18 protein-coding genes are annotated in these 24,326 nt (G+C 69.2%); 10 read left to right on the top strand and 8 right to left on the bottom strand.

Annotated elements, in window-relative coordinates; genetic code table 11:
* The first annotated feature begins 8 nt into the window (after nucleotides 1–8).
* Nucleotides 9–1,460, top strand: a complete 1,452-nt coding sequence (gene gabD / locus EV678_RS13445; RefSeq protein ID WP_130459872.1) for an NADP-dependent succinate-semialdehyde dehydrogenase — start codon at nucleotides 9–11, stop codon at nucleotides 1,458–1,460.
* Nucleotides 1,461–1,565: 105 nt separating this feature from the next.
* On the opposite strand, the gene EV678_RS13450 is transcribed toward gabD, so the two are convergent.
* Nucleotides 1,566–2,450, bottom strand: coding sequence for a dienelactone hydrolase family protein (locus EV678_RS13450; protein ID WP_130459873.1), 885 nt, complete (start codon nucleotides 2,448–2,450; stop codon nucleotides 1,566–1,568).
* A gap of 227 nt (nucleotides 2,451–2,677) precedes the next feature.
* Here EV678_RS13450 and EV678_RS13455 point away from each other — a divergent pair, with 227 nt between their 5' ends.
* Nucleotides 2,678–3,265, top strand: coding sequence for a tetratricopeptide repeat protein (locus EV678_RS13455; protein WP_130459874.1), 588 nt, complete (start codon nucleotides 2,678–2,680; stop codon nucleotides 3,263–3,265).
* Nucleotides 3,266–3,329: 64 nt separating this feature from the next.
* Here EV678_RS13455 and rng read toward each other — a convergent pair whose 3' ends face one another.
* Nucleotides 3,330–4,811 carry a ribonuclease G gene (rng, locus tag EV678_RS13460; RefSeq protein WP_014235549.1) on the bottom strand — a complete coding sequence of 494 codons (1,482 nt, stop codon included), beginning with the start codon at nucleotides 4,809–4,811 and terminating at the stop codon, nucleotides 3,330–3,332.
* A gap of 51 nt (nucleotides 4,812–4,862) precedes the next feature.
* Between rng and trhP the strand changes: the two genes are divergently transcribed.
* The 3 genes from trhP (at nucleotide 4,863) to EV678_RS13475 (ending at nucleotide 8,240) form a co-directional block, all read left to right on the top strand.
* A complete protein-coding gene (gene trhP, locus EV678_RS13465; protein ID WP_130459875.1) occupies nucleotides 4,863–6,176 on the top strand; it encodes a prephenate-dependent tRNA uridine(34) hydroxylase TrhP in 1,314 nt (437 codons plus the stop codon).
* Nucleotides 6,177–6,269: 93 nt separating this feature from the next.
* Nucleotides 6,270–7,346: a glycosyltransferase family protein gene (locus tag EV678_RS13470; RefSeq protein ID WP_130459876.1), complete on the top strand. Its 1,077-nt coding sequence runs from the start codon at nucleotides 6,270–6,272 to the stop codon at nucleotides 7,344–7,346.
* A 57-nt stretch (nucleotides 7,347–7,403) separates the two neighbouring features.
* Nucleotides 7,404–8,240 carry a DMT family transporter gene (locus EV678_RS13475; protein ID WP_130459877.1) on the top strand — a complete coding sequence of 279 codons (837 nt, stop codon included), beginning with the start codon at nucleotides 7,404–7,406 and terminating at the stop codon, nucleotides 8,238–8,240.
* A 12-nt stretch (nucleotides 8,241–8,252) separates the two neighbouring features.
* Here the strand turns inward: EV678_RS13475 and EV678_RS13480 are convergent, their stop codons facing one another.
* Nucleotides 8,253–9,365: an ABC transporter substrate-binding protein gene (locus tag EV678_RS13480; RefSeq protein WP_014235545.1), complete on the bottom strand. Its 1,113-nt coding sequence runs from the start codon at nucleotides 9,363–9,365 to the stop codon at nucleotides 8,253–8,255.
* A 142-nt stretch (nucleotides 9,366–9,507) separates the two neighbouring features.
* On the opposite strand from EV678_RS13480, the gene EV678_RS13485 reads away from it, so the two are divergent.
* Both EV678_RS13485 and EV678_RS13490 read left to right on the top strand, forming a co-directional pair.
* The gene (locus tag EV678_RS13485; RefSeq protein WP_130459878.1) at nucleotides 9,508–10,656 is read left to right on the top strand and encodes a trans-sulfuration enzyme family protein; all 1,149 of its coding nucleotides are present in this window, start codon (nucleotides 9,508–9,510) and stop codon (nucleotides 10,654–10,656) included.
* Between the two features lie 285 nt (nucleotides 10,657–10,941).
* Nucleotides 10,942–12,804, top strand: coding sequence for a methyl-accepting chemotaxis protein (locus tag EV678_RS13490; protein WP_130459879.1), 1,863 nt, complete (start codon nucleotides 10,942–10,944; stop codon nucleotides 12,802–12,804).
* A gap of 145 nt (nucleotides 12,805–12,949) precedes the next feature.
* On the opposite strand, the gene EV678_RS13495 is transcribed toward EV678_RS13490, so the two are convergent.
* On the bottom strand, nucleotides 12,950–14,053 hold the full coding sequence (locus EV678_RS13495) for an NADH:flavin oxidoreductase/NADH oxidase (RefSeq protein WP_130459880.1): 1,104 nt from the start codon (nucleotides 14,051–14,053) through the stop codon (nucleotides 12,950–12,952).
* 122 nt (nucleotides 14,054–14,175) lie between these two features.
* Between EV678_RS13495 and EV678_RS13500 the strand changes: the two genes are divergently transcribed.
* Nucleotides 14,176–15,090, top strand: coding sequence for a LysR family transcriptional regulator (locus EV678_RS13500; protein ID WP_130459881.1), 915 nt, complete (start codon nucleotides 14,176–14,178; stop codon nucleotides 15,088–15,090).
* A gap of 6 nt (nucleotides 15,091–15,096) precedes the next feature.
* On the opposite strand, the gene EV678_RS13505 is transcribed toward EV678_RS13500, so the two are convergent.
* The gene (locus EV678_RS13505; protein ID WP_207222272.1) at nucleotides 15,097–15,357 is read right to left on the bottom strand and encodes a YkgJ family cysteine cluster protein; all 261 of its coding nucleotides are present in this window, start codon (nucleotides 15,355–15,357) and stop codon (nucleotides 15,097–15,099) included.
* 11 nt (nucleotides 15,358–15,368) lie between these two features.
* Entirely contained in the window at nucleotides 15,369–17,789 is a 2,421-nt protein-coding gene (locus EV678_RS13510) for a phosphoketolase family protein (protein ID WP_130459883.1), read from the bottom strand.
* A 213-nt stretch (nucleotides 17,790–18,002) separates the two neighbouring features.
* On the opposite strand from EV678_RS13510, the gene EV678_RS13515 reads away from it, so the two are divergent.
* Nucleotides 18,003–19,061, top strand: a complete 1,059-nt coding sequence (locus EV678_RS13515) for an AI-2E family transporter (protein ID WP_014235538.1) — start codon at nucleotides 18,003–18,005, stop codon at nucleotides 19,059–19,061.
* Between the two features lie 50 nt (nucleotides 19,062–19,111).
* On the opposite strand, the gene thiC is transcribed toward EV678_RS13515, so the two are convergent.
* The gene (gene thiC, locus EV678_RS13520; protein ID WP_014235537.1) at nucleotides 19,112–21,028 is read right to left on the bottom strand and encodes a phosphomethylpyrimidine synthase ThiC; all 1,917 of its coding nucleotides are present in this window, start codon (nucleotides 21,026–21,028) and stop codon (nucleotides 19,112–19,114) included.
* 330 nt (nucleotides 21,029–21,358) lie between these two features.
* On the opposite strand from thiC, the gene EV678_RS13525 reads away from it, so the two are divergent.
* On the top strand, nucleotides 21,359–22,795 hold the full coding sequence (locus EV678_RS13525) for a carbonic anhydrase (protein ID WP_130459884.1): 1,437 nt from the start codon (nucleotides 21,359–21,361) through the stop codon (nucleotides 22,793–22,795).
* A gap of 58 nt (nucleotides 22,796–22,853) precedes the next feature.
* Here the strand turns inward: EV678_RS13525 and EV678_RS13530 are convergent, their stop codons facing one another.
* Nucleotides 22,854–24,263 carry an aminotransferase-like domain-containing protein gene (locus EV678_RS13530; RefSeq protein ID WP_014235535.1) on the bottom strand — a complete coding sequence of 470 codons (1,410 nt, stop codon included), beginning with the start codon at nucleotides 24,261–24,263 and terminating at the stop codon, nucleotides 22,854–22,856.
* Nucleotides 24,264–24,326 lie beyond the last annotated feature (63 nt).

Genomic DNA, 24,326 nt, shown 5'->3' on the forward strand with positions numbered 1-24,326 from the left:
AGACAAAGATGAAACTTGAGGATTCCAATCTGTTGCGCCAGCAGTGCTATCTCAACGGCCAGTGGGTGGGCGGCGAGAGCGATTTCCCGGTGCGCAATCCGGCCAGCGGTGCCGAACTGGCCCGGGTGCCCCGCCTCGGCGCCGCCGAGACCCGCGCCGCCATTGCCGCCGCCGATGCCGCCTGGGCGGCCTGGCGCAGCAGGACGGCGAAGGAGCGGGCGGCGGTGCTGCGCAGCTGGTTCGAGCTGATGAACCAGCATGCCGACGACCTGGCCCTGCTCATGACCAGCGAACAGGGCAAGCCTCTGGCCGAAGCCAAGGGCGAGGTGGCCTATGCCGCCTCCTTCGTCGAATGGTTTGCCGAGGAGGCCAAGCGGGCCTACGGCGAGACCATTCCCGCCGTGGCGGCGGACAAGCGCATGCTGGTGATCAAGCAGCCCATCGGCGTCTGCGCCGCCATTACGCCGTGGAATTTCCCCGCCGCCATGATCACGCGCAAGGTGGCGCCGGCCCTGGCGGCCGGCTGCACGGTGGTGGTCAAGCCGGCGGAACAGACGCCCCTGACCGCCCTGGCCCTGGCCGAACTGGCCCACCGGGCAGGTTTTCCGGCCGGCGTCTTCAACGTCATCACCGGCGATCCGGTGGCCATCGGCGGCGAACTGACGTCCAACCCGACGGTGCGCAAGCTCTCCTTCACCGGCTCCACCGAAGTGGGCCGCCTGCTCATGGGCCAGTGCGCGCCGAGCATCAAGAAGCTCTCTCTGGAACTGGGAGGCAACGCCCCCTTCATCGTCTTCGACGACGCCGACCTGGATGCGGCGGTGGAAGGGGCCATGATCTCCAAGTACCGCAACACCGGCCAGACCTGCGTCTGCGCCAACCGGCTGCTGGTGCAGGACGGCATCTACGAGGCCTTCGCCGCCAAGCTGGCGGCAAAGGTGGCCACGCTGAAGGTGGGCGAAGGCACGGAGGCCGGCGTCACTCAGGGGCCCCTGATCGACGCTGACGCCCTGGCCAAGGTGGAGGCCCACATCGCCGACGCCGTGGCCCACGGCGCCCGGGTCTTGGCCGGCGGCCGGCGCCACGAGCGCTACAGGGAGGGCGGCGCCTTCTTCCAGCCCACGGTGCTGGCGGACGTGACGCCCCAGATGCGGGTGGCCCGGGAGGAGACCTTCGGCCCGGTGGCGCCCCTGTTCCGCTTCAAGACGGAGGAAGAGGCCATCGCCCTGGCCAACGCCACCGAGTTCGGCCTGGCCTCCTACTTCTACTCCCGGGACATCGGCCGCATCTTCCGTGTCGGCGAGGCCCTGGAATACGGCATGGTGGGGGTGAACACGGGCCTCATTTCCAACGAGGTGGCGCCCTTCGGCGGCATCAAGCAGTCGGGCCTGGGCCGGGAAGGCTCCAAGTACGGCCTGGAGGAATACCTGGAAGTGAAGTACCTGTGCCTGGGGCTCTAAGCCCCTGCTCTGCAAGCTAGAAGGGACGGACTTCTCCGGCGTGTCATGCCGGGGAAGCCCGTCCCTTCTGCCTTCTGAGGTTGTCCGGTTGGCGGGCCCGGCCGTCTAGACGCCGTGCTGCTGCAGCCAGGCCAGCAGCCGCCGCCAGCCGTCGGCCGCGGGTTCGGGGCGGTAGCTGGGCCGGTAGTCGGCGTGGAAGGCGTGGGGCGCCTCCGGATAGACCACGATCTCGGAGGGATTGCCGGCCGCCTTGAGGGCGGCCCGCATTTTCTCCACCGTCTCCAGGGGAATGCCCTGGTCCTGGCCGCCGTAGAGGCCGAGGACCGGCGTCTTGAGGCTGGAGGCCACGTCCAGCGGGTGTTTCGGCGTCAGGTCGCTGGCGTTGCCCACCAGGCGGCCGTACCAGGCCACCCCGGCCCGCACCGCCGGATTGTGGGCGCTGTACAGCCAGGTGATGCGGCCGCCCCAGCAGAAGCCGGTGATGGCCAGGCGCTCCGGATCGCCGCCGTTCTTCGCGGCCCAGGCGGCGCAGCCGTCCAGGTCGGCCAGCACCTGGGCGTCGGGCACCTTGGCGATGATGCTCTCCATGAGCTTGGGAATGCTGTCCACCGTGGCCGGGTCGCCCTGGCGGGCAAACAGCTGGGGCGCGATGGCCAGGTAGCCCTGCCTGGCCAGGCGGCGGCAGATGTCCTGGATGTATTCATGGACGCCGAAGATTTCCGACACCACCAGCACCGTGGGCAGGCGCTCGCCCTGCGCCGGCCGGGCGCAGTAGGCGGCAACGCTTTCGCCGCCCACCGGCACCTGGATGGCGGCGGTCCTGAGGCCGCTGCTGTCGGTCTTGATCTGGGTCTGGGCGCACACCGGCTGCACGGCCAGGGCGAATCCAGTGCCAATCGCGGCGCCGACGGCGGTGGCGACGAAGGTGCGGCGGTCCATGTTGTTATTGGGCACCAGGCTGTCGAATTCCGGGGAGGTGCTGACGCTCATGGCGGGCTCCGTTTCGGGTTGGGGAAACGTCAGCATAGGCAGCCGGCGGGGCTGGCGCAAATTGCCCCGGTCAGGTCTTCATCTGGCCGCCGCTCGGGCAACCCCGGCGGCCCGGTGCGACAGTCTGCCGCGCGACCATTTGCCTCATTCCGCCCCAATGTCCCTATCCATAGAATGGTTTTCCCCGGCCGCCGCCGGGCGATTGACCGTTCAAGAAAGGACATTCCATGGGGCTCCGTCACCTTAGCTGCGCCATCCTCCTGGCCCTGGGCTGCACCGCCGTCCATGCCGAACCCGCCGCCGGCGAGCGCTTCGCGCAGGCCGCCCAGGCCCACCGCCAGGGCGACTACCGCCAGGCCCTGCAACTTTGGCAACAGCTGGCCGAGCAGGGGCAGCGGGACGCCCAGTACAACCTGGGCCTGATGTACCGCTACGCCGACGGCGTGCCCCAGGACCTGGCCGCCGCCATGAAGTGGTACAAGCGGGCGGCAGAGCAGGGCGACCTGCAGTCCCAGTACGAAGTGGGGCTGATGTACCAGGAAGGGGTGGGCGTGGCCGCCGACCAGGCCGAGGCCCACCGCTGGTTCACCATGAACCGCCTGCACCACTACCACCACCTGGCCCACAATCCCCAGTTGGAGCAGTGGCGCCGGCAGGCTTCCGCCCTGCTGTGGCAGCGGGACATGCAGGAATCCCTGGCCCGTTCCCGGGACGACGGCCAGCAGGTGCTGGCCCGCCTGCAGGAACGCCTGCGCCAGGGCGACGGGCCCCGGGTGCAGACCGCGGCGGTGGCAGGAGACACCCTGGCGCGCTAGACGCCGGAGCGAAAAAACGAAGGGGCGCCCGCGGGCGCCCCTTTGTCGTTGACGCAGGACCGGCCTACATCAGCACGATGTCGTACTGCTCCTGGTTGTAGCTGGCCTCGGCCTGGAGGGAAATGGCCTTGCCGATGAAGTCGGAAAGCATGGCCAGGGACTGGGATTCCTCGTCCAGGTACAGGTCGATCACCGACGGCGCCGCCAGGATGCGGTATTCCCGGGCATTGAACTGGCGCGCCTCCCGCAGCAGCTCCCGCAGGATCTCGTAGCACACGGTACGGGCGGTCTTCACCTCGCCGCGGCCGCCGCAGGTGGGGCAGGTCTCGCACAGCACGTGGGCCAGGGATTCCCGGGTGCGCTTGCGCGTCATCTCCACCAGGCCCAGGGCGGTGAAGCCATTCACCGTCATCTTGGTGTGGTCCCGGGCCAGGGCCTTGTTGAACTCGGCCAGCACCGCGTCCCGGTGTTCCGGGTTCTCCATGTCGATGAAGTCCACGATGATGATGCCGCCCAGGTTGCGCAGGCGCAGCTGGCGGGCGATGGTCTGGGCCGCCTCCAGATTGGTCTTGAAGATGGTGTCGTCGAAGTTGCGCACGCCGACGAAGCCGCCGGTGTTCACGTCGATGGTGGTCATGGCTTCGGTCTGATCGATGATCAGGTAGCCACCGGATTTCAGATCGACGCGCCGGGCCAGGGCCTTCTGGATTTCATCCTCCACCCCGTGCAGGTCAAAGAGGGGCCGCTCGCCCGTGTAGTGGTCGAGCAGTTCCAGCACCTTGGGGGTGTACAGGGCGGCGAATTCCTTAAGCTTCTGGAAGTTCTCCCGGGAGTCGATGACGATGCGCGAGGTCTCCGGATTGACGAAGTCCCGCAGCACCCGCTGGGACAGGGACAGCTCCTGGTACAGCAGGTGGGGCGGGGCCACCCGCAGGGAGTTTTCCTTGATGCCGCGCCAGGTCTTGCGCAGGTACTCGATGTCGTTGGCCAGCTCCTCGTCGGAGGCATTTTCGGCCATGGTGCGGACGATGAAGCCGCCCTTCTCGTCCTCCGGCACCAGACGGGTCAGGCGTTCCCGCAGCTGCTCCCGCTCCTGCTCGTCCTCGATGCGCTGGGAAACGCCGATGTGTTTCTCCTGGGGCAGATAGACCAGCATGCGGCCGGCGATGGAAATCTGGGTGGACAGGCGGGCGCCCTTGGTGCCGATGGGGTCCTTGATCACCTGCACCACCAGGCTCTGGCCCTCGGTGAGAATGCGCTCGATGGGACGCATGCCGCCTTCGCCGTCGCCCTTCTCGCCGTTCTTTTCGCTATGGCGCGGCAGCCAGATGTCGGCCACGTGGAGGAAGGCGGTGCGTTCCAGGCCCACGTCGATGAAGGCCGACTGCATGCCCGGCAGGATGCGTACCACCTTGCCCAGGTAGATGTTGCCGACGATGCCGAGGGAAGCGGTGCGCTCGATGTGCAGTTCCTGGGCGACGCCCTGGTGCATCACCGCCACCCGGGTTTCCTGGGGGGTGAAATTGATGAGGATTTCTTCAGGCATGGGAAGGATGGGAAGACAGGTAAAATTCAGGTTTTGGCCCATTCTACCCCAATGCCTTCTACCCCCTCCGCCGGCGCCCCCGCGGCCCCCCAGCCCGCTCGCCGCGGCCCCGAACTGCTGGCCCCCGCCGGCACCCGGGCCATGATGGACAGCGCCTTCGCCTTCGGTGCCGACGCGGTCTACGCCGGCCAGCCCCGCTACAGCCTGCGGGTGCGTAACAACGATTTCGGCAACATGAGCGTGCTGGCCGAGGCCCGCCAGGCCGCCCGGGAACTGGGCAAGCAGTTCTACCTGGTGAGCAACATCTTCCCCCACAACACCAAGGTGCGGACCTACCTGGCGGACATGGAACCGGTGATCGAGATGGCGCCGGACGCCCTGATCATGGCCGACCCGGGCCTCATCGCCATGGTGCGGGAGAAGTGGCCGCAGATGCCGGTGCACCTTTCCGTCCAGTCCAACACGGTGAACTACGCCGCGGTGAAGTTCTGGAAGAGCGTCGGCATTTCCCGGGTCATCCTCTCCCGGGAGCTGTCCCTGGACGAGGTGGCGGAGATCCGCCAGGAATGTCCGGACATGGAGCTGGAAGTGTTCGTGCACGGCGCCCTGTGTATCGCCTATTCGGGCCGCTGCCTGCTCTCCGGCTACTTCAACCGGCGCGATCCCAACCAGGGCACCTGCACCAATTCCTGCCGCTGGGACTACAAGGTCCATCCCGAGAACGAGTCCGCCGACGGCCGGCCCGAATCCAAGGTGTGGCTGCTGGAGGAGAAGGAGCGCCCCGGCGAGCTGATGCCTATCGAGGAGGATGAGCACGGCACCTACATCATGAATTCCCGGGACCTGCGGGCCATCGAGCACGTGCAGCGGCTGGTGGAAATCGGCGTCGATTCCCTGAAGATCGAGGGCCGCACCAAGTCCCCCTACTACGCCGCCCGGGCCTGCCAGGCCTACCGCCGGGCCATCGACGATGCCGTGGCCGGCCGGCCCTTCGACGCCACCCTGCTCTCCGATCTGGAAGGCCTGGCCAACCGGGGCTACACCGACGGCTTCTACCAGCGTCACCACGACGCCGAGTACCAGAACTACCTCAAGGGCCACTCCGAATCCGAACGCAGCCTCTACGTGGGCGACGCCACCGCCTTCGATGCGGAACGGGGCCTGATGCAGGTGGAGGTGAAGAACCGTTTCGCCGTCGGCGACCGGCTGGAAATCATCCATCCCGCCGGCAACCGGGTGCTGGTCCTGGAGCGCATGGAAAACAAGGCCGGCGAGCCGGTCACCGTGGCCCCGGGCAACGGCCACATCATGTGGCTGCCCCTGCCGCCCGACTGCCAGGGCGCCTACATCGCCCGCCTGCTCTAGACCTCGGGGCAGCGGAAGGCGCCATGATTTTCCACCCGGCCTCCTCGGTGATCTCTGTGCCCTCTGTGGCTAACGCCTTTTAGGGCCGGCTCCATGCCCCATCTTGTCGTCTACATCTCCGGCCATGGTTTCGGCCACATCGCCCAGACCGGGCCGGTGCTCGATGCCCTGCGACAGCTGCAACCGGCGTTGCGCCTGACCGTGGTCAGCGGCGCCCCCGAATTCAAGCTGCGCCAGCGCATCGGCGGCGACTTTGTCCTGGTGCCCCGGGCGGCGGATTTCGGCTTCGTCATGAGCGATGCCTTCCGCATCGACCGGGCCGCCAGCGCCGCCGCCTACCGGGACTTCCACTCCGGCTGGGAAGAGCGGGTGGCGGCCGAGGCCGACTTTCTCCAGGGCCTTGATGCCGACCTGCTGCTCAGCAACGTGGCCTACCTGCCCCTGGCGGCGGCGGAGCGCCTGGGCCTGCCGGCCTACGCCATGAGCTCCCTCAACTGGGCCGATCTCTTCGCCCACGAGTTCGCCGGAGAAACCTGGGCGCCGCCCCTCCATGGCCAGATGCTGGCGGCCTACCGCAGCGCCCTCTCCTTCTTCCGCCTGGCCCCGGCCATGGCCATGCCGGACCTGCCGCAGGCCCGTCCCGTGGACCCGGTGGCCCGGCTGGGAACCAGGCAGGATGGGCTTCTGCGGCAGGTGCTGGGCGTCGGGCAGGGGACCCGGCTGGTGCTGGCGGCCCTGGGCGGCATCGCCACCCGGCTGCCGGCCCAGACCTGGCCGGCGCAGCCGGACCTGCACTGGCTGGTGCCCGCCGCCTGGGGCGTGGCCCGTCCCGACATGAGCGCCTTCGAGCCCCTGGGCTGGGACTTCGCTGACCTCTTGGCCTCCGTGGATGCGGTGGTGGGCAAGCCCGGCTACGGCACTTTCGCCGAAGCCGCCTGCAACGGCACCCCCATGCTCTACGCCCGCCGCCCCGACTGGCCCGAGCAGGAGGCCCTGATTCCCTGGCTGCAGGCCCACGCCGTCTGCCGCGAGGTGGAAGAGTCCGCCTTGCAGGCCGGCGACCTGGGGGCCGACTTGGCGGCCCTGTGGCAGCAGCCGGTGCCGCCCCGGCCCCAGCCCCGGGGCGCCCTCCTGGTGGCCGCCTGCCTGCATCAGGCCCTGGGCGGTTAGCTTCCTGTAAGGATGGCCGGGCTATGCTGCCGGCTTCTCCGACTTCCGCTTCCGCCCATGTCCCGCAAACAGGTGGTGCTGCTGACCCTGGTGGCCATGCTGGCCTTTGCCGGCAATTCCCTGCTCTGCCGCCTGGCCCTCCAGCAGGGCGGCATGGACCCCGCCTCCTTCACCCTGGTGCGCCTGGGCAGCGGCGCCCTGGTGCTGTGGACCATCATCCGCCTGCGGGGCTTCTCCGGCCTGCCCGGTAGCTGGGGCTCGGCCCTGGCCCTGTTCGCCTATGCGGCGGGCTTTTCCTTTGCCTACGTTTCCCTGGCGGCCGGCACCGGCGCCCTGCTGCTGTTCGGGGCGGTGCAGGTGACCATGATCGGCTACGGCCTGTGGCGGGGGGAACGGCTCTCGCCGCGCCAGCGCCTGGGGCTGCTCCTGGCCCTGGGGGGACTGGTGGGATTGCTGCTGCCGGGGCTGTCGGCGCCGCCCCTGGCCGGGGCCCTGCTGATGCTGGGGGCCGGGGTGGCCTGGGGCGTCTATTCCATCCGCGGCCGGGGCGCGGGGGATGCCACGGCGGTGACGGCGGGCAACTTCCTGCGGGCGGTGCCCCTGGCCCTGGGACTGGGGCTCCTGGCCCTGCCGGGCGTCAATTTCAATGCCGGGGGCGTGCTCTACGCAGTGCTTTCCGGCGGCATCGCCTCCGGTCTCGGTTACGCCCTCTGGTATGCGGCCCTGCGGGGCCTGCAGGCCACCACGGCGGCCACGGTGCAGTTGAGCGTGCCCCTGCTGACCGCCGTCGGCGGCACCCTGTTCCTGGGCGAGGCCGTCAGCCTGCGCCTGGTCCTGGCTTCTGTTGCCATCCTCGGCGGTATCGCCCTGGTGATCCGGGCCCGGGCTGGCTGAGCTGCCCCGGGCTTACTGGAAGACCCGACCGCCCTCGCCGATCATGGCGAAGTCCACCCGGGTGGAGCCGGGGCGGTTGCGCTGGCTGAAGTCGATGGCGTAGCCCCCCAGGTCCACCTTGCGCATGGCCTGCAGGGCCTTGAGCACGGCCGGGCCGTTGCCGCCGCCCTGGCGCAGGGCGCTCACCAGCACCTTGGCGGCGATGAAGCCTTCCATGGAGCGGGCCGACAGTTCCGGGTCGTTGGCGGCGGCCTTGAGGCGGCTGTATTCCCGGTTGAGGGACAGGGTGTTCTGCTGTTCCAGGGGCACCACCACGGAGAAGGCGTAGCCCCGGGCCAGGCCGGGGCCCAGCTTGTCCAGCAGCTGCTGGGTGTCGATGATGGAAAGGCCGTAGAGGGTGGCCAGGCCGCCCTTCTGCCGGTACTGGCGCACGAATTCGATGGCGGCGGCGGTGGTGGCGCCGAGGAAGACCGCCTGGGGATTGGCCTTGAGCACCGCATTGACGGCGGCTTCCACCTTGGTGGTGTTGCGCTCGTAGCCGGCCTGGGCCACCAGGCTGATGCCGTTGCGGGCGGCGGCCACCTCGGCCCCGGCGATCACGTCTGCGCCCAGGGCGTCGTCCTGGAAGACCAGCCCCACCTGCTTCTGGCCGAGTTGGGAGAGATGGGCGAAGAGGCGCTCCACCTCGTCCCGGTAGCCGGCCTTGACCACGAACACGCCGGGGGCGCCGATCACGCTGGAGGCGCCGGACACGGCCCCCACCAGGGGCACGTTGCTGCGGGCCAGGATGCCGTCCTTCACCAGGGCTTCCACGTTGTTGGTGCCCACGGTGCCGAGGAAGGCCACGGGCGGCTCCTCCTCCTTCAGGCTTTCCTTTACCAGGCGCAGGGTCTCCTCCGGCTTCTGGCCGTCGTCCTTGCGCACCAGGCGGATGGGGCTGCCGTTGATGCCGCCCTGGGCGTTGATGTGGTTGATATAGAGCCGGGCGCCGGCGGCGATGGCCTTGCCGGTGACGGCCTGGGGGCCGCTCAGGGGGGCGATCTGGGCGATCACGATGTCCTTGGCCTGGGCGGCCAGGGGCGCGGTCAGCAGGGCGAACAGGGGTAGCAGGCGGAGAAGGCGCATGGTCGGAACGGCTGGGCGGCAAAGAGGCGGATTCTCGGCAGGGGGCTATGCCCTGTAAATACGGGATTTCCGCGGTCAGGGCGGTGGCCCCGCCAGGGGCTTTGGCGCTAAGCTGTGGGCCCCCGTTGCCGAAGCCGCCGCCATGTCCCAGTCGCCCGCCGTCCCCAGCCTTGCTCCCGAAACCCAGGCCGCCCGCGGCGCCGTCCCGGTGGACTCGCCCTATCGAGACATCGTGCCGCCCCTGCATCTGGCCACCACCTTCGAGCGGGCCGGCGACGGCAGCTACCCCGGCGGCCGGGTCTATTCCCGGGACGGCAGCCCGGCCTACGACGGGCCCGAAGCCTTGTTGAAGGAGCTGGAAGGCGGCGCCGCCGCAGCCCTCTTCGCTTCCGGCATGGCTGCCGCTTCCGCCGTGTTGCAGGCCCTCAAGCCCGGGGCCCGGGTGGTGGCGCCCCGGGCCATGTACTGGGCCCTGCGCAACTGGATGATCCAGTTTGCCGCCAACTGGCAGCTGACCCTGGACTTCTTCGCCGACGACGCCGAACTGGCGGCCCTGCTGCAGCGCCCGGCGGATCTGGTGTGGCTGGAAACGCCGGCCAATCCCACCTGGGAAATCACCGACATCGCTGCTGCCGCCAAGGCGGCCCACGCTGCTGGCGCCCGCCTGGTGGTGGATTCCACGGTGCCGACGCCGGTGTTCACCCGGCCCCTGGAACTGGGCGCGGACATCGTCATGCACTCGGCCACCAAATATCTCAACGGCCATTCCGACGTGGTGGCCGGGGCCCTGGTGACCAGGGCCGTGGACGACTTCTGGCAGCGCATCAAGACCGTGCGCGCTCTCGGCGGCGCCGTGCTCGGCCCCTTCGAGGCCTGGCTGCTGGCCCGGGGCATGCGCACCCTGTTCCCCCGGGTGCGCACCGCCGCCGCTTCCGCCGCCGCCATCGCCAGCCATTTCCACGGCCATGCCAAGGTCAGCCTGGTGCTGTATCCGGGCCTGCCTTCCCATCCCGGCCACGCCGTGGCGGCGCGGCAGATGCAGGGCGGCTTCGGCGCCATGCTCTCCCTGCGCATCGCCGGCGGCGAGGCGGCGGCCAAGACCGTGGCCGCCCGCCTGCAGGTGTTCCAGCGGGCCACCTCCCTCGGCTCGGTGGAAAGTCTGGTGGAGCACCGGGCCAGCGTCGAGGGGCCGGGCACCTTCTGTCCTGACGACCTGCTGCGCCTTTCCGTCGGCATCGAGGCCACGGCGGACCTCATCGCCGACCTGGAGCAGGCCCTGGCCGGGGTCTGAGTCAGCGCCTGTCCGCTGCCCCGCCCTAGGGCGGTGGCAGGACAGAATGTCCGCCCCTGCCCCAAAAGCGTGCCGGCGGGCGGACAAAATGTCCCCGGGACGCCGTCGGGCGGCGCTCCCCCTCTGCCTGCTCCGCCTGTTTCCCGTCGTTTGCGGCGCCTGCCCCTTGTGGAAACTCCGACTGGGGCTGCGGCCCGGTTGTTGCTACGGTTGCGTTCGCGCCGTTGCCGGCCCATCCGGCCGCAGCGGGCGCGCCGTGCCAACCTGCCCCCATAAGGATGCAAGATGAAAGGACTGGGACTCCAAGCCCGTTTCGCCCTCTTCGGTTTCGCCCCCCTGGTCGTCGCCCTCATCGTCGGTTCCCTGGCCCTGTCGGCCAATGAATCCCGGCGCCTGGAGGCCGACGTGCGCCTGCGTTCGGAAGCCACCGCCGCCGGCGTCATCCAGCTGTTGCAGATGAGCGACAGCCTGATGGGGGAACAGACCCGCAGCGCCATGAAGCTGTTCCGGGAAAAGAGCGCCCAGCTGGGGCCGGTGAGCCTGGGCGAGGCTATTGCCGTGGGCGGCCAGCATCCCCTCAACCTGCGCTTCGGCGGCCGCCCCCAGGCCCTGGAGACGGCCCTGGTGGACAGCGTCAGCGGCATCGCCGGCGGCACCGCCACCCTTTTCGCGCGCCAGGGCCAGGACTTCGTGCGCATCGCCACCAACGTCAAGACGCCGGAGGGCCAGCGGGCCGTGGGCACCCTGCTCAATCCCCAGGGCAAGGCCTACGCCGCCCTGGCCCGGGGCGAGTCCTTCTACGGCCAGGTGGACATCCTCGGCGCGCCCTACCTGACGGGCTACGAGCCCATCGTGGACGCCGGCGGCAAGGTGGTGGGCGCCTGGTACGTGGGCTTCAAGGCCGACCTGGCGGGGCTCAAGGAACTGATCGGCAAGTCCGTCTCCTTCGGCTCCGGCTTCGTCGTCCTGCTGGACGGCCAGGGCAAGCCCTTCCTCCATTCCGACGGCGTCAGCCCCGAATCCATCCAGGCCCGGCTGCAGGAGGCCGCCGGTGAGGCCGGCGCCAGCCACAACTGGGAGGCCATCTTCCGGCCCTTCCCGGCCTGGGGCTTCAAGGTGGCGGTGGTCTACAGCCAGGCGGAAGTGGATGGGGCTGCCCGCCGCGCCGCCCTGCCGGTGTTGCTGGGCGGCCTGGCCATCACCGTGGCCCTGCTGGCCCTGCTCACCTTCGTTTTGCGCCGGGTGGTGCTGGGCCCGATCCGGCAGGCGGTGCGGGCTGCCGACGCCCTGGCCGAGGGCGACCTGACGGTGCATCTGCGGGCCGAGCGGGACGACGAAATCGGCCGCCTGCTGCAATCCATGGAGCGCATGGTGCGGCGCCTGGGGGACATCATCCGCCAGGTGCGGGGCGCCGCCGACAACCTTTCCTCCGCCTCCGAGGAGGTCTCGGCCACGGCCCAGAGCCTGTCCCAGTCCTCCAGCCAGCAGGCGGCCTCGGTGGAGGAGATTTCCGCCACCCTGGAACAGTCCACCGCCTCCGTCGCCAACAACACGGAGAGCGCCCGCAACACCGAGAACATGGCCGGCACCGCCGCCAAGGAAGCGGTGGCCGGCGGCGCCGCCGTGGCCGAGAGCGTGGCGGCCATGCAGCAGATCGCCGGCAAGGTGGGCATCATCGACGACATCGCCTACCAGACCAATCTGCTGGCCCTCAACGCCGCCATCGAGGCGGCCCGGGCCGGGGAACACGGCAAGGGCTTCGCCGTGGTGGCGGCGGAAGTGCGCAAGCTGGCCGAGCGCAGCCAGGTGGCGGCCGGGGAGATCGGCACCGTCGCCGCCCAGACCGTGCACCAGGCGGAGCACGCCGGCGAACTGCTGGGGCGCATCGTCCCGGCCATCGGCCGCACTTCCGATCTGGTGCGGGAAATCGCCGCCGCCTCGGAGGAGCAGTCCCACGGCATCGCCCAGATCAACAGCGCCATGGGCCAGCTGAACCAGGCCACCCAGCAGAATGCTGCCGCCTCCGAAGAGCTGGCCGCCACCGCCGAGGAAATGGGCGCCCAGGCCGAGGAACTGCAGCGCCTGATGCACTTCTTCCGCGTGGGTCGGGAGGACGGAGCGGGTGGAGTGGGTGGCGCCAGGGCCTAGGCGGGACGGACTTCTCCGGGTTGCCATGCCGGAGATGCCCGTGCCTGCTTGATCCCAGGCCAGGTGCTTGGTATCGACAAAAAAGGGGACGCCAGGCGTCCCCTTTTTTCATGGCGGCTTTACTGCCGCCCGCCTTGTCGCTGCCTCAGGGCAGGGGCGAGAACACCCCTTCGGCCCCTCGCGGCGCACCGCGCCAGAACTGGGGCGGCGCCTGCACCTGGGCGCCCAGCTCGGCGGCGGCATGCCAGGGCCAGCGCGGGTCGTAGAGCATGGCCCGGGCCACGGCCACCAGGTCTGCATCGCCTTCGGTGACCACGGCCTCGGCCTGCTTGGCTTCGGTGATGAGGCCGACGCCGATGGTGGGCAGGCCGCTGGCTGCCTTCACCTGGCGGGCGAAGGGCAGCTGGTAGCCGGGGCCCACGGGAATCTTCTGTTCCAGAGAGAGGCCGCCGCTGGAGACGTGGATGAAATCGGCGCCCCGGGCCTTCAGTTCCTTGGCCAGCGCCACCGTCTCTTCCGGCGTCCATCCGCCTGCCACCCAGTCCGTGGCGGAGACCCGCATGCCCAGGGCCTTGTGGCGGGGCCACACGGTGCGCACGGCGTCGAACACTTCCAGCACGAAGCGCAGCCGGTTGGCCAGGCTGCCGCCGTACTCGTCGCTGCGCCGGTTGGTGAGGGGGGAGAGAAACTCGTGCATCAGGTAGCCGTGGGCGGCGTGCAGTTCCACCGCGTCGAAGCCCAGGCGGTCGGCGCGGCGGGCGGCGTCGGCGAAGGCCTGCACCAGGCGCTTGATGCCGGCCGCGTCCAGGGCCTGGGGCGCCGCATCGCTGGGATCGAAGGGAACGGCCGAGGGGGCCACGTTGAACCAGCCGCCTTCGCTCAGGGGCAGTTGCTTGCCGCCCAGCCAGGGCGCTGCGCAACCGCCCTTGCGCCCGGCGTGGGCCAGCTGAATGCCGATGGGCATGGCCGAATACTGGCGGATACCGGCCATGACCCGGGCCCAGCCGCTTTCCGTGGCGTCGTCCCACAGGCCGGGGCAGCGGTCGGAGATGCGGCCTTCCGGGCTGACGGCGGTGGCTTCGGCGATGAGCAGGCCGGCACCGCTGTGGGAGAGGTTGCCCAGGTGCATCAGGTGCCAGTCGCCGACCACGCCGTTGGCGGCGGAGTACTGGCACATGGGGGCGATGACGATGCGGTTGGGCAGGCTCAGGCCGCCCAGGGCGTAGGGGGTGAACAGTTGGCTGGTCATGGAGAGTCCTCCGGGGAAATTGGGTATACGCCGAGCAGTATCCGTCAGGACTTGAATCCAATAAATGAAAGTGTTTTGATTTCACAATTCCAAATATCGGAACAGAAAGCGGAAGACCCACCATGCTCAACCGCCTGGAAATGCTGCGCCTCTTCGTTGCCGCCGCCGAAGCCAAGAGCTTCAAGGAGGCGGCCCTGCGCCTGCACGTCTCGCCCCAGGCCGTGACCCGGGCGGTGCAGGAGCTGGAGGAACACCTGGGGGAGCTGCTCTTCCACCGCAACACCCGGGCCAACCGCATCACCGATTTCGGAGCCCGTCTGGCGGCGGAGGCCCGCGGCGCCGTGCAGGGCGTCGATGCCCTGTTCCAGCGCGCCAGCCCCCTGCCGGACAACGAGCTCGCCGGCCTGGTGCGCCTCACCGCGCCCAAGGCCCTGGGCCAGCATTTCGTCATGCCCCTGCTGGCCGAACTGGGCCGCGAATTCCCCGGCCTGCGCCTGGACCTGCGCCTCTCGGACCGGCCGGCGGACGTGGTGGACGAGCAGATCGACATCGGCGTGCGGGTGGGATTTCTGCGGGATAGCCGCTTCGTTGCTCGGGCCGTGGCCAAGGTGCATTTCCACACCGTGGCCAGCCCGGCCCTGCTTGATGCCGTGGGCGAGCCCCGCACCCTGGAGGACCTGCAGCAGCGGCCGGTGACGGTGGTGATGGACCCGGCCACGGGCAAGCCCTGGCCCTGGTTCCTCAAGGACGGGGAGGAGTGGCAGCCCCAGACCTGGGCTTTCGCCACCGACGAGACCCTGGCCGAGTTCGCCGCGGTGCGGGCCGGCCTGGGCTTCGGCCAGGTGGTGAGCCTGCTCACCATTCCCCTGCTGCGCAGCGGCGAGCTGCGGCGGGTGCTGCCGCAGCAGGAGCCGGACCCGTGGAATCTCTACGTCTATCGGCCCCAGCGGGGCCCGGTGGCGGCCCGCATCCGCCTGGTGTTCGACCGGCTGGTGGAATTCTTCGCCGACCGGGAACGCTTTCCCGAGGAACCCTGAGGGCCGTCAGGCGCCCGGGTGGGTGGCCTGTTCCAGCCGGGTGAGCCAGGCCAGGGCCTCGCCCTGGCTGGCGCCGCACATTTCCGGCGAAGGTTGCAGGCCGCCGCAGACGGCGGGCCGCTCCGGCCGGCCGAAGATGGCGCAGCGGTTGTCTTCCAGCAGCTGGATGCAGCGCACCCCCGCCGGCTTGCCATCCGGCATGCCGGGTATGGGGGAGGAGATGGAGGGGGCGATGCAACAGGCGCCGCAGCCCGGGCGGCATTCCAGGACTGTCTGGCTCACGGCTGGCCGCCCCAGGTCCAGGTGTTGATCTCCTCCGGGTCCACCCCGTGGCGGTGGGCATGGGCCCGGCATTGCTGCTGCTTCTGCTCCAGGGCCTGCTTGACGTGGGCGCCGGCCACGGCCAGGCGCGGCACCCGGTCGATGACGTCGATGGCCAGGGAGTAGCGGTCGATCTGGTTGTCCATGGCCAGTTCCAGGGGGGTGCAGATGCTGCCCCGCTCCTTGTAGCCGCGCACGTGCAGATTGGCGTGGTTGGGGCGGCGGTAGGCGAGGCGGTGGATCAGCCAGGGGTAGCCGTGGAAGTTGAAGACGATGGGCTTGTCGGCGGTGAACAGGCCGGTCCAGTCCCGGTCGCTGATGCCGTGGGGGTGCTCCTCCGGCGGCGTCAGGGTGAACAGGTCCACCACGTTCACGAAGCGCAGCTTGAGGTCGGGGAAGTGGCGGTAGAGCAGTTCCGCCGCCGCCAGGGCCTCCTGGGTGGCCACATCGCCGCAGCTGGCCAACACCACCTCCGGCTCGGTGCCCGCCTCGTCATCGCTGCTGGCCCAGTCCCACAGGCCGATGCCCCGGGCGCAGTGCAGGGCGGCGGCTTCCGCGTCCAGGTACTGCAGGTGGGCCTGCTTGTCGGCGACGATGACGTTGATGACGTCCGTTTCCCCCAGGCAGCGGTCGGCCACCGCCAGCAGGCAGTTGGCGTCCGGCGGCAGGTAGATGCGGGTCACTGCCGGGCTCTTGTTCACCACCAGGTCGAGGAAGCCCGGGTCCTGGTGGGTGAAGCCGTTGTGGTCCTGGCGCCACACGGTGGAGGTGATGAGCAGGTTGAGGGCTCCCACCGGCGCCCGCCAGGGCACGTCCCGGCACATCTCCAGCCACTTGGCGTGCTGGTTGAACATGGAGTCGATGACGTGGGCGAAGGCTTCGTAGGTGGACAGGAGGCCGTAGCGACCGGTCAGCAGGTAGCCTTCGAGCCAGCCTTCCAGGGTGTGTTCCGAGAGCATTTCCATGACCCGGCCGTCGGCAGCGAGATGGCCGCCGTCCGCGTCCTCGGGGCGGGATTCCCCCAGCCAGGCCTTGCCGGTGACTTCGAAGACGGCGCCCAGCTTGTTGGAGGCGGTTTCGTCCGGGCCGAAGAGGCGGAAATTGCTGGGGTTCTTTTGCATGATCTGCCCCAGGTGGCGGCCCAGGGGATCGGTGTTGCTGTGGCGGCGGCTGCCCGGGGCGGCGAAGGTGACCGCCTGTTGGCGCCAGTCGGGCCGGTCCAGGGGCAGGCGCAGCAGGCCGCCGTTGGCGTGGGGGTTGGCCCCCAGGCGACGGCGGCCCCGGGGGGCGAAGTCCTGCAGCAGGGGCGCCGGTTCGCCGTCCTCGGTGAACAGTTCCTGCGGCCGGTAGGACTGCAGCCATTCCTGCAGCAGGCGGCGGTTTTCTTCGTTGTTACGCGGATCGGCCAGGGGCACCTGGTGGGCCCGCCAGGTGCCTTCCACCTGATGGCCGTCGGCCTGCTTCGGTCCGGTCCAGCCCTTGGGCGAGACGAGCACGATCATGGGCCAGCGGGGCCGCTGCAAGGGGCCCTTGCCGCTGCGGGCCGCCTGCTGGATGGCCCGGATCTCCTCCAGGCATTCGTCCATGGCCGCCGCCATGGCCCGGTGCATGGCCGCCGGCTCATGGCCTTCGACGATCTTCGGGGCCCAGCCGTAGCCGGTAAACAGGGCCAGCAGTTCCTCCCGGGGGATGCGGGCCAGGATGGTGGGGTTGGCGATCTTGTAGCCGTTGAGGTGCAGGATGGGCAGCACCGCTCCGTCCCGGGCCGGGTTGAGGAATTTGTTGGAGTGCCAGGCGGTGGCCAGGGGGCCGGTCTCGGCCTCGCCGTCGCCCACCATCACCGTCACCAGCAGCTCCGGGTTGTCGAAGGCGGCGCCGAAGGCGTGGGAGAGGCTGTAGCCCAGCTCGCCCCCTTCGTGGATGGAGCCCGGCACTTCCGGCGTGCAATGGCTGCCCAGACCGCCGGGGAAGGAGAAGTCGCGGCAGAAGCGGGTCAGGCCGGCCAGGCCCCAGCCCCGTTGCGGCTGGCGGTCGCCCAGGCTGCCTTCGAGCCAGGCCGGGCCCAGGATGCCGGGGGCGCCGTGGCCCGGGCCGGCGAGGAAGATGGCGTCCAGGTCGTGGTGGCGGATGAGCCGGGTCAGGTGGGCGTAGGCGAAGGCCAGGCCCGGGCTGGCGCCCCAGTGGCCGAGGGGCCGCTGCTTGATGTGCTCCGGCGCCAGGGGCTGGCGCAGCAGGGGGTTGTCCTGCAGGTAGATCATGGCCCCGGCCAGGTAGTTGGCGGCGCGCCAGAAGGCGTCCAGCTGCTGCAGTTCGGCGTCGTCGATGGCGACGGTGGCGCGGGGCGGGGTGGGGGCGGCGGAGGCAGGCATGGCGGACATGAGCAAGGGCAATGGCGCCATGGTAGGCCATTGGCGTCCCGGCTTACAGTCCGGGCCTTGCCGGGCGCGGTCCGCCGGGCGGGGAAGGCGGGTAATCGTCATGCCGATTTGTTAGCATAGCCGTCGGATGCGGTACGGCCCGGCACTGCGTCTTTTCGTTTCGAGCACCGCTTCGACCACCGTTTCGACCACGCTTTCCTGGAAATCCTGTCCATGCAGCCCTTCCGTTCTGACCGCATCCTCGGTTTTGCCGCCCTGGGTTTCCTCATCGTCGGTTGCTTCCTGGTGCTGCGCCCCTTCCTTTCCGCCGTGCTCTGGGCGGCGATCCTGGCCACCACGGTGTGGCCGGTGTTCCACTGGGTGGACCAGCGCCTGCCGGGCTGGCGCAACACCTCGGCCCTGCTTACCACCCTGGCCACCGCCCTGGTGCTGGTGGCCCCCTTCATCGTGGTGGCGGTGGGCCTGGGTAGCAACGTGGCGGAACTGGCCGCCGCCACCCGCACCCTGCTGGAGGGCGGCCTGCCCGACGCGCCCCAGTGGCTGCAGGACATCCCCTTCGTCGGCGAACGCCTGCATGCTTACTGGCAGGGCTTCGCCCACAACGGCCAGCGCCTGGTGGCGGAACTGGGCCAGCTGGTGGAACCGGCCAAGGGCCTGGTGCTGAACGGCAGCCGGGCCATCGGCATGGGGGTCTTCCACCTCATGCTGTCGGTGCTGATCGTCTTCTTCCTCTTCCGCGACGGCGAGGCCGTCACCGCCCACCTCACCGCCGTGCTGGAGCGACTGGCCGGGGCCCGGGGGCGGCGCCTGCTGCACCTGGCCCACGGCACCGTGGGCGGCGTGGTGTACGGCATCATCGGCACCGCCCTGGCCCAGGGGGTCCTGGCCGGCATCGGCTTCGCCGTGGCCGGGGTGCCCGGCGCCCTGCTGCTGGGCCTGGCCACCTTCTTCCTTTCCGCCGTGCCCGTGGGTCCGCCCCTGATCTGGGGGCCGGCCGCCTTCTGGCTGTTCCAGCAGGGGGAGCTGGGCTGGGCCATTTTCGTCGCCGCCTGGGGCTTCTTCGTCGTCAGCACCGTGGACAACGTGCTCAAGCCCCTCATCATCAGCCGCGGCGCCAGCCTGCCCTTCATCCTGGTGCTGCTGGGGGTCCTCGGCGGCGTTCTCGCCTTCGGCTTCATCGGCGTCTTCCTCGGTCCCACCCTGCTGGCGGTGGGCTACCGGCTGATGACCGAATGGACCGCCGGTCTGGCGGAAGGCATGCCCCGGGAATGAAAAACGGCGGCCTGATGGCCGCCGTTTCCGGGTGAGTTGCCTCCGCTGCCTCAGACTTTGCGGTACAGCTCGGCGCCGCTCTTCACGAATTCCACCGCCTTGGTCTCCATGCCCTTCTCCAGGGCCTCGGCTTCGCCGATGCCCTGCTGGGCGGCGAAGTCGCGCACGTCCTGGGTGATCTTCATGGAGCAGAAGTGGGGGCCGCACATGGAGCAGAAGTGGGCCACCTTGGCCGATTCCTTGGGCAGGGTCTCGTCGTGGAAGGACTTGGCCTTGTCCGGGTCCAGGCCCAGGTTGAACTGGTCGTCCCAGCGGAACTCGTAGCGGGCCTTGGACAGGGCGTTGTCGCGGATCTGGGCGCCCGGGTGGCCCTTGGCCAGGTCGGCGGCGTGGGCGGCCAGCTTGTAGGTGATGATGCCTTCCTTAACGTCGTTTTTGTCCGGCAGGCCCAGGTGCTCCTTGGGCGTGACGTAGCAGAGCATGGCGGTGCCGTACCAGCCGATCATGGCGGCGCCGATGCCGCTGGTGATGTGGTCGTAGCCGGGGGCGATGTCGGTGGTCAGGGGCCCCAGGGTGTAGAAGGGGGCTTCCTTGCAGTGCTTCAGCTGCAGGTCCATGTTCTCCTTGATCATGTGCATGGGCACATGGCCGGGACCTTCGATGATGGTCTGCACGTCGTGCTTCCAGGCGATGTCGGTGAGTTCGCCCAGGGTTTCCAGCTCGCCCAGCTGGGCCTCGTCGTTGGCGTCGTAGATGGAGCCGGGACGCAGGCCGTCACCGAGGCTGAAGGCCACGTCGTAGGCCTTCATGATTTCGCAGATGTCCTCGAAATGGGTGTAGAGGAAGCTTTCCTTGTGATGGGCCAGGCACCACTTGGCCATGATGGAGCCGCCGCGGGAGACGATGCCGGTCATGCGGTTGGCGGTCATGGGGATGTAGCGCAGCAGCACGCCGGCGTGGATGGTGAAGTAGTCCACGCCCTGCTCGGCCTGCTCGATCAGGGTGTCGCGGAAGATTTCCCAGGTCAGCTCCTCGGCCTTGCCATTCACCTTCTCCAGGGCCTGGTAGATGGGCACGGTGCCGATGGGCACGGGGCTGTTGCGGATGATCCATTCCCGGGTTTCGTGGATGTTCTTGCCGGTGGACAGGTCCATCACCGTGTCGCCGCCCCAGCGGGTGGACCAGGTCATCTTGTCCACTTCCTCGCTGATGGAAGAACCCAGGGCGGAGTTGCCGATATTGGCGTTGATCTTCACCAGGAAGTTGCGGCCGATGATCATGGGCTCGCTTTCCGGGTGGTTGATGTTGTTGGGGATGATGGCGCGGCCCCGGGCCACTTCGGAACGCACGAATTCCGGGGTGATCTCCTGGGGAATGGCGGCGCCGAAATCCTGGCCCTTGTGCTGGCGGCCCAGCAGCTTGACCATCTTTTCGCCCATGGGGCCGGTGTTGCGCAGGTTTTCCAGGTACTGCTGGCGGTTCAGGTTTTCCCGGATGGCCACGTATTCCATTTCCGGGGTGATGATGCCTTTGCGGGCGTAGTGCATCTGGCTGACGTTGGCGCCGGCCTTGGCGCGGCGGGGCTTGCGGTGCAGGCCGGGGAAGCGCAGTTCGTCCAGGGCCGGGTCGGCGGCCCGCTGGCGGCCGTATTCGCTGGTCAGGTCGGGCAGCACCTCGGTGTCGCCCCGCTCCTCGATCCACTGCTGGCGCAGGGCCGGCAGGCCGGAACGGATGTCGATTTTGGCGTTGGGGTCGGTGTAGGGGCCGGAACAGTCGTAGACGTAGATGGGCGGGTTCTTCTCGCCGCCGAAACCGGTGGGGGTGTCGGCCTGGGAAATTTCCCGCATGGGCACCCGGATGTCGGGGCGGGAGCCCTCGACGTAGATCTTGCGGGAATTGGGCAGGGGCTGGACCGCCGCTTCGTCCACTTGGGCGGCGGTGGCAATGAATTTGTCGTTGGCGTTCATGGTGTCTCCTTGCTGGGGAGGGGGTGCGGTAGCGCGGCCGGGAGGCCGGCGGGACGGACCCGGTCAGGCAAAGGTGCAAGGAGGGGCGGGGGAGGGCGCAAGAGGCGGCCCGGCGACGCTTTCCCTACGACGGCATTACCCGTACAGGTCATAAGGGTATTTCTCAGCCGGAAGCCAGTATTTCCAAGGCTTTCAGGCACCCCCAAGGTACGGGCGCAAGTTACTGGAAAGCCTGGGAAAATGCAAGAAAAGCCGAGCCGGGCCTAAAGTTTTTCTTTTGCCATCCGTCAGAGTAACGTTAGCCCAAAATAACGAGCAGAGAGACGCGCCATGCCCGCCCTCGAGACAAATTCCATTTCCGCCCCCGCCTCCCTGACCCGGGGAGCGCTGACTTCGGCCCTGCTGCTGACGGCCGGCCTGCTGCAGGCCGCCCCGAGCGCGGCGCCGACCAAGGTGGGCGACGACGGCCGCACCTGGCAGGCCATCTCCACCGAGCCCGGCAAGCGCATCGAGGTGGACCGGGCCAGCATCAAGCGGGACGAGTCGGGCAAGGTTTCGGCCTGGGGCCGCATCGTCCTGGAGAAGGACCTGCCCGACGCCCAGAGCGCCAGCAATTACCGCAGCATCGAGGCCCTGGGCCGTTACGACTGCAGCAACCGCACCTACGCCACCCTGAAGCGGGTCTATGTGAAGGCCAGCGGCGAACTGCTGCGGGAAGAGGAAATCAAGGTGGCCACCGACATGCCGGTGCGCGCCAACACCCTGGACGACAAGCTGCTGCGGGACATCTGCCGGCCCACCACGGCGGCGGACATGCGCAAGCTGACCCAGGCTACCGTGGCCAAGGCCAATGTGGCGGCCGAGGAGCTGAAGAAGGCCAACGAGGAGATGGTGAAGAAGGCGGTGCAACGGGAATCCACCCAGGCGCCGACCCCGGTGAAGAGCCTGGAGCACATGGAAATCCAGAAGCCCCAGGCAGCACCGGCCTACGCCCCGCGTCCGGCGCCCTACACGGCGGCGGCACCCCGGGCGGCCAAGCCCCGCCCCGCTGCCAAGCCGGAGGGGCTGGAGGGGGCCGAGCAGCACCACGCCATCCACTGGTCCTACGAAGGGGAAGGCGGGCCGGACTTCTGGGGCCGCCTCAAGCCCGATTTCGCCACCTGCGACAAGGGCCGGCGCCAGTCGCCCATCGACATCTGGGACGGCATCCGCGTCGATCTGCCGCCCATCGAGTTTTCCTACCGGCCCACCCGCTTCCGCCTGGTGGACAACGGCCACACCCTGCAGGCCTCCTTCGGCCACGGCAGCCTGACCCATCTGGGCAAGACCTACGACCTGGTCCAGGTGCACTTCCACCGGCCCTCGGAAGAGCGGGTGAACGGCAAGGCCTTCGACATGGTGGCCCACATGGTGCACCGCTCCGACGACAACCAGCTGGCGGTGGTGGCGGTGCTGCTGGAGAAGGGCGCCCAGGAACACCCGGTGATCCAGACCCTGTGGAACTACATTCCCCTGGAGAAGAACCAGGAAGTGCTGCCGCCCGACGCGGCGGTGGACCTCAACCAGCTGCTGCCGGAAAAGCGCGGCTACTACACCTACATGGGTTCCCTCACCACGCCGCCCTGCAGCGAAGGCGTGCTGTGGCTGGTGATGCAGCAGCCGGTGCAGGTTTCGGCCCAGCAGATCGCCATCTTCTCCCGCCTCTACCGCAACAACGCCCGCCCGGTGCAGCCCTCCAACGGCCGCCTGATCAAGGAATCGCGCTAAGCGCCGGTTTCTTCATGGATGTTTGACCGCCGGGCGCCTGAGGGCGCCCGGCGTCGTTTCAGCCCCGGCCCAGGGTCTCGCCGAGGAAGCGTTCCAGGCGCGGGTCCTGGGTGTAGCCCACGTTGAAGCGGATCCAGGGCGAGGCCTGCAGCTGGGGCCGGAAGATGTGGCCCGGGGCCAGCATGATGTCCGCCGCCGCGGCCTGGGTGGCCAGCCGCGCCGCGTCCTCCAGGCCCGGCGCCCGGGCCCAGACGAACATGCCGCCGGCCGGTTCGGCGTAGGCCTCCATGCCCACCCGTTCCAGCAGGCGCAGGGTCTTGTCCGCCGCTTCCCGCAGGCGGCCGTGGATGCGCTCCAGGTACTTGCGGTAGTGGCCGGCGGTGAGCATTTCGTAGACCAGCTGTTCCGCCACTTCCGAGGTGGAGACGCAACTGACAATCTTGACGTCGGTGAGGGCCGCCATCAGGTCCGGCCGGCCGGCGACGAAGCCCACCCGCAGGTTGGCCGAGAGGGTCTTGGAGAAACTGCCGACGTAGACCACCCGCTGCAACTGGTCCAGGGTGGACAGGCGGGTGGCGCCGCCGGGATGGAAGTCGCCGTAGGTGTCGTCCTCAACCAGCAGGAAATCGTGCTTCTCCGCCAGCTGCAGGATGCGGAAGGCGTTGGCCGGCGAGAGGTTGCAGGCGGTGGGATTCTGCAGCACCGAATGGGTGAAGAAGGCCCGGGGCCGGTGTTCCGCCAGCAGGGATTCCAGGGCCTGGGGGTCGGGGCCGTCCTGGCCCCAGGGCACGCCCACCAGCTGCACCCCGTGCAGGCGCAGGTTGGCGAACAGGTTCCAGTAGCCCGGGTCGTCCACGAAGACGCAGTCGCCGGGCTTGAGCAGCAGGCGGATGAGCAGGTCCAGGCCCTGGGTGGCGCCGTGGCTGAGCATGATCTGGCCGGGCTGGGCGGCGATGCCCAGGTCCGCCAGCTTGAGCCGTACCTGTTCCCGCAGGGGGGCGAAGCCCAGGGGCGTGCCGTAGCAGGTCAGCTTGACCTCGTCGCGCCGGGCCAGGGCCCGCAGCTGGCGCCGCACCCCTTCCTGGTCGTGCCATTCCGGCGGCAGCCAGCCGACGCCCACCTTGAGCCGGTTGGGCGAATCCTCCAGGCTCTGGTGCAGCACCCCGGCGTTGTCGAAGGCCCGGGCCACCTGGCCGGCCACCGGCTCCGCCGCGGCCTGGGGCAGGCTGCGGGCCTCGACATAGAAGCCGGAACCGCGGCGGGACTTGAGCAGGCCCTGGGCTACCAACCGGTCGTAGGCCTCCACCACGGTGAAGCGGCTGACGCCGTGGTTGTCGGCGAAGTGGCGGATGGGCGGCAGGCGCATGCCGGGGCGCAGCAGCCGGTCCTCGATGCGGGCGCGGACGCCGGCGACGATCTGGTCCACCAGGGGCTGGGGGGAATCGGGATTGAGGGAGAGGTTCAGCATCTGTTCGCTCCTGGGACGGGATTGGCCCGGTGTTTTCACCGGAACAGTGTCGCGGTCGGATGG

Origin of the sequence: Azospira oryzae (genome assembly GCF_004217225.1) — a bacterium.
GTDB classification, from domain to species: domain Bacteria; phylum Pseudomonadota; class Gammaproteobacteria; order Burkholderiales; family Rhodocyclaceae; genus Azospira; species Azospira oryzae.

Excerpts from the sequence above, each read along its gene's own strand:
- EV678_RS13525 (WP_130459884.1), top strand. The coding sequence starts at position 21,359 with ATGCCCGCCCTCGAGACAAATTCCATTTCCGCCCCCGCCTCCCTGACC.
- EV678_RS13510 (WP_130459883.1), bottom strand. The coding sequence starts at position 17,789 with ATGTCCGCCATGCCTGCCTCCGCCGCCCCCACCCCGCCCCGCGCCACC.
- EV678_RS13530 (WP_014235535.1), bottom strand. The coding sequence starts at position 24,263 with ATGCTGAACCTCTCCCTCAATCCCGATTCCCCCCAGCCCCTGGTGGAC.
- EV678_RS13470 (WP_130459876.1), top strand. The coding sequence starts at position 6,270 with ATGCCCCATCTTGTCGTCTACATCTCCGGCCATGGTTTCGGCCACATC.
- EV678_RS13515 (WP_014235538.1), top strand. The coding sequence starts at position 18,003 with ATGCAGCCCTTCCGTTCTGACCGCATCCTCGGTTTTGCCGCCCTGGGT.
- trhP (WP_130459875.1), top strand. The coding sequence starts at position 4,863 with ATGCCTTCTACCCCCTCCGCCGGCGCCCCCGCGGCCCCCCAGCCCGCT.
- EV678_RS13480 (WP_014235545.1), bottom strand. The coding sequence starts at position 9,365 with ATGCGCCTTCTCCGCCTGCTACCCCTGTTCGCCCTGCTGACCGCGCCC.
- EV678_RS13455 (WP_130459874.1), top strand. The coding sequence starts at position 2,678 with ATGGGGCTCCGTCACCTTAGCTGCGCCATCCTCCTGGCCCTGGGCTGC.
- EV678_RS13450 (WP_130459873.1), bottom strand. The coding sequence starts at position 2,450 with ATGAGCGTCAGCACCTCCCCGGAATTCGACAGCCTGGTGCCCAATAAC.
- rng (WP_014235549.1), bottom strand. The coding sequence starts at position 4,811 with ATGCCTGAAGAAATCCTCATCAATTTCACCCCCCAGGAAACCCGGGTG.
- thiC (WP_014235537.1), bottom strand. The coding sequence starts at position 21,028 with ATGAACGCCAACGACAAATTCATTGCCACCGCCGCCCAAGTGGACGAA.
- EV678_RS13475 (WP_130459877.1), top strand. The coding sequence starts at position 7,404 with ATGTCCCGCAAACAGGTGGTGCTGCTGACCCTGGTGGCCATGCTGGCC.
- EV678_RS13485 (WP_130459878.1), top strand. The coding sequence starts at position 9,508 with ATGTCCCAGTCGCCCGCCGTCCCCAGCCTTGCTCCCGAAACCCAGGCC.
- EV678_RS13500 (WP_130459881.1), top strand. The coding sequence starts at position 14,176 with ATGCTCAACCGCCTGGAAATGCTGCGCCTCTTCGTTGCCGCCGCCGAA.
- gabD (WP_130459872.1), top strand. The coding sequence starts at position 9 with ATGAAACTTGAGGATTCCAATCTGTTGCGCCAGCAGTGCTATCTCAAC.
- EV678_RS13495 (WP_130459880.1), bottom strand. The coding sequence starts at position 14,053 with ATGACCAGCCAACTGTTCACCCCCTACGCCCTGGGCGGCCTGAGCCTG.
- EV678_RS13490 (WP_130459879.1), top strand. The coding sequence starts at position 10,942 with ATGAAAGGACTGGGACTCCAAGCCCGTTTCGCCCTCTTCGGTTTCGCC.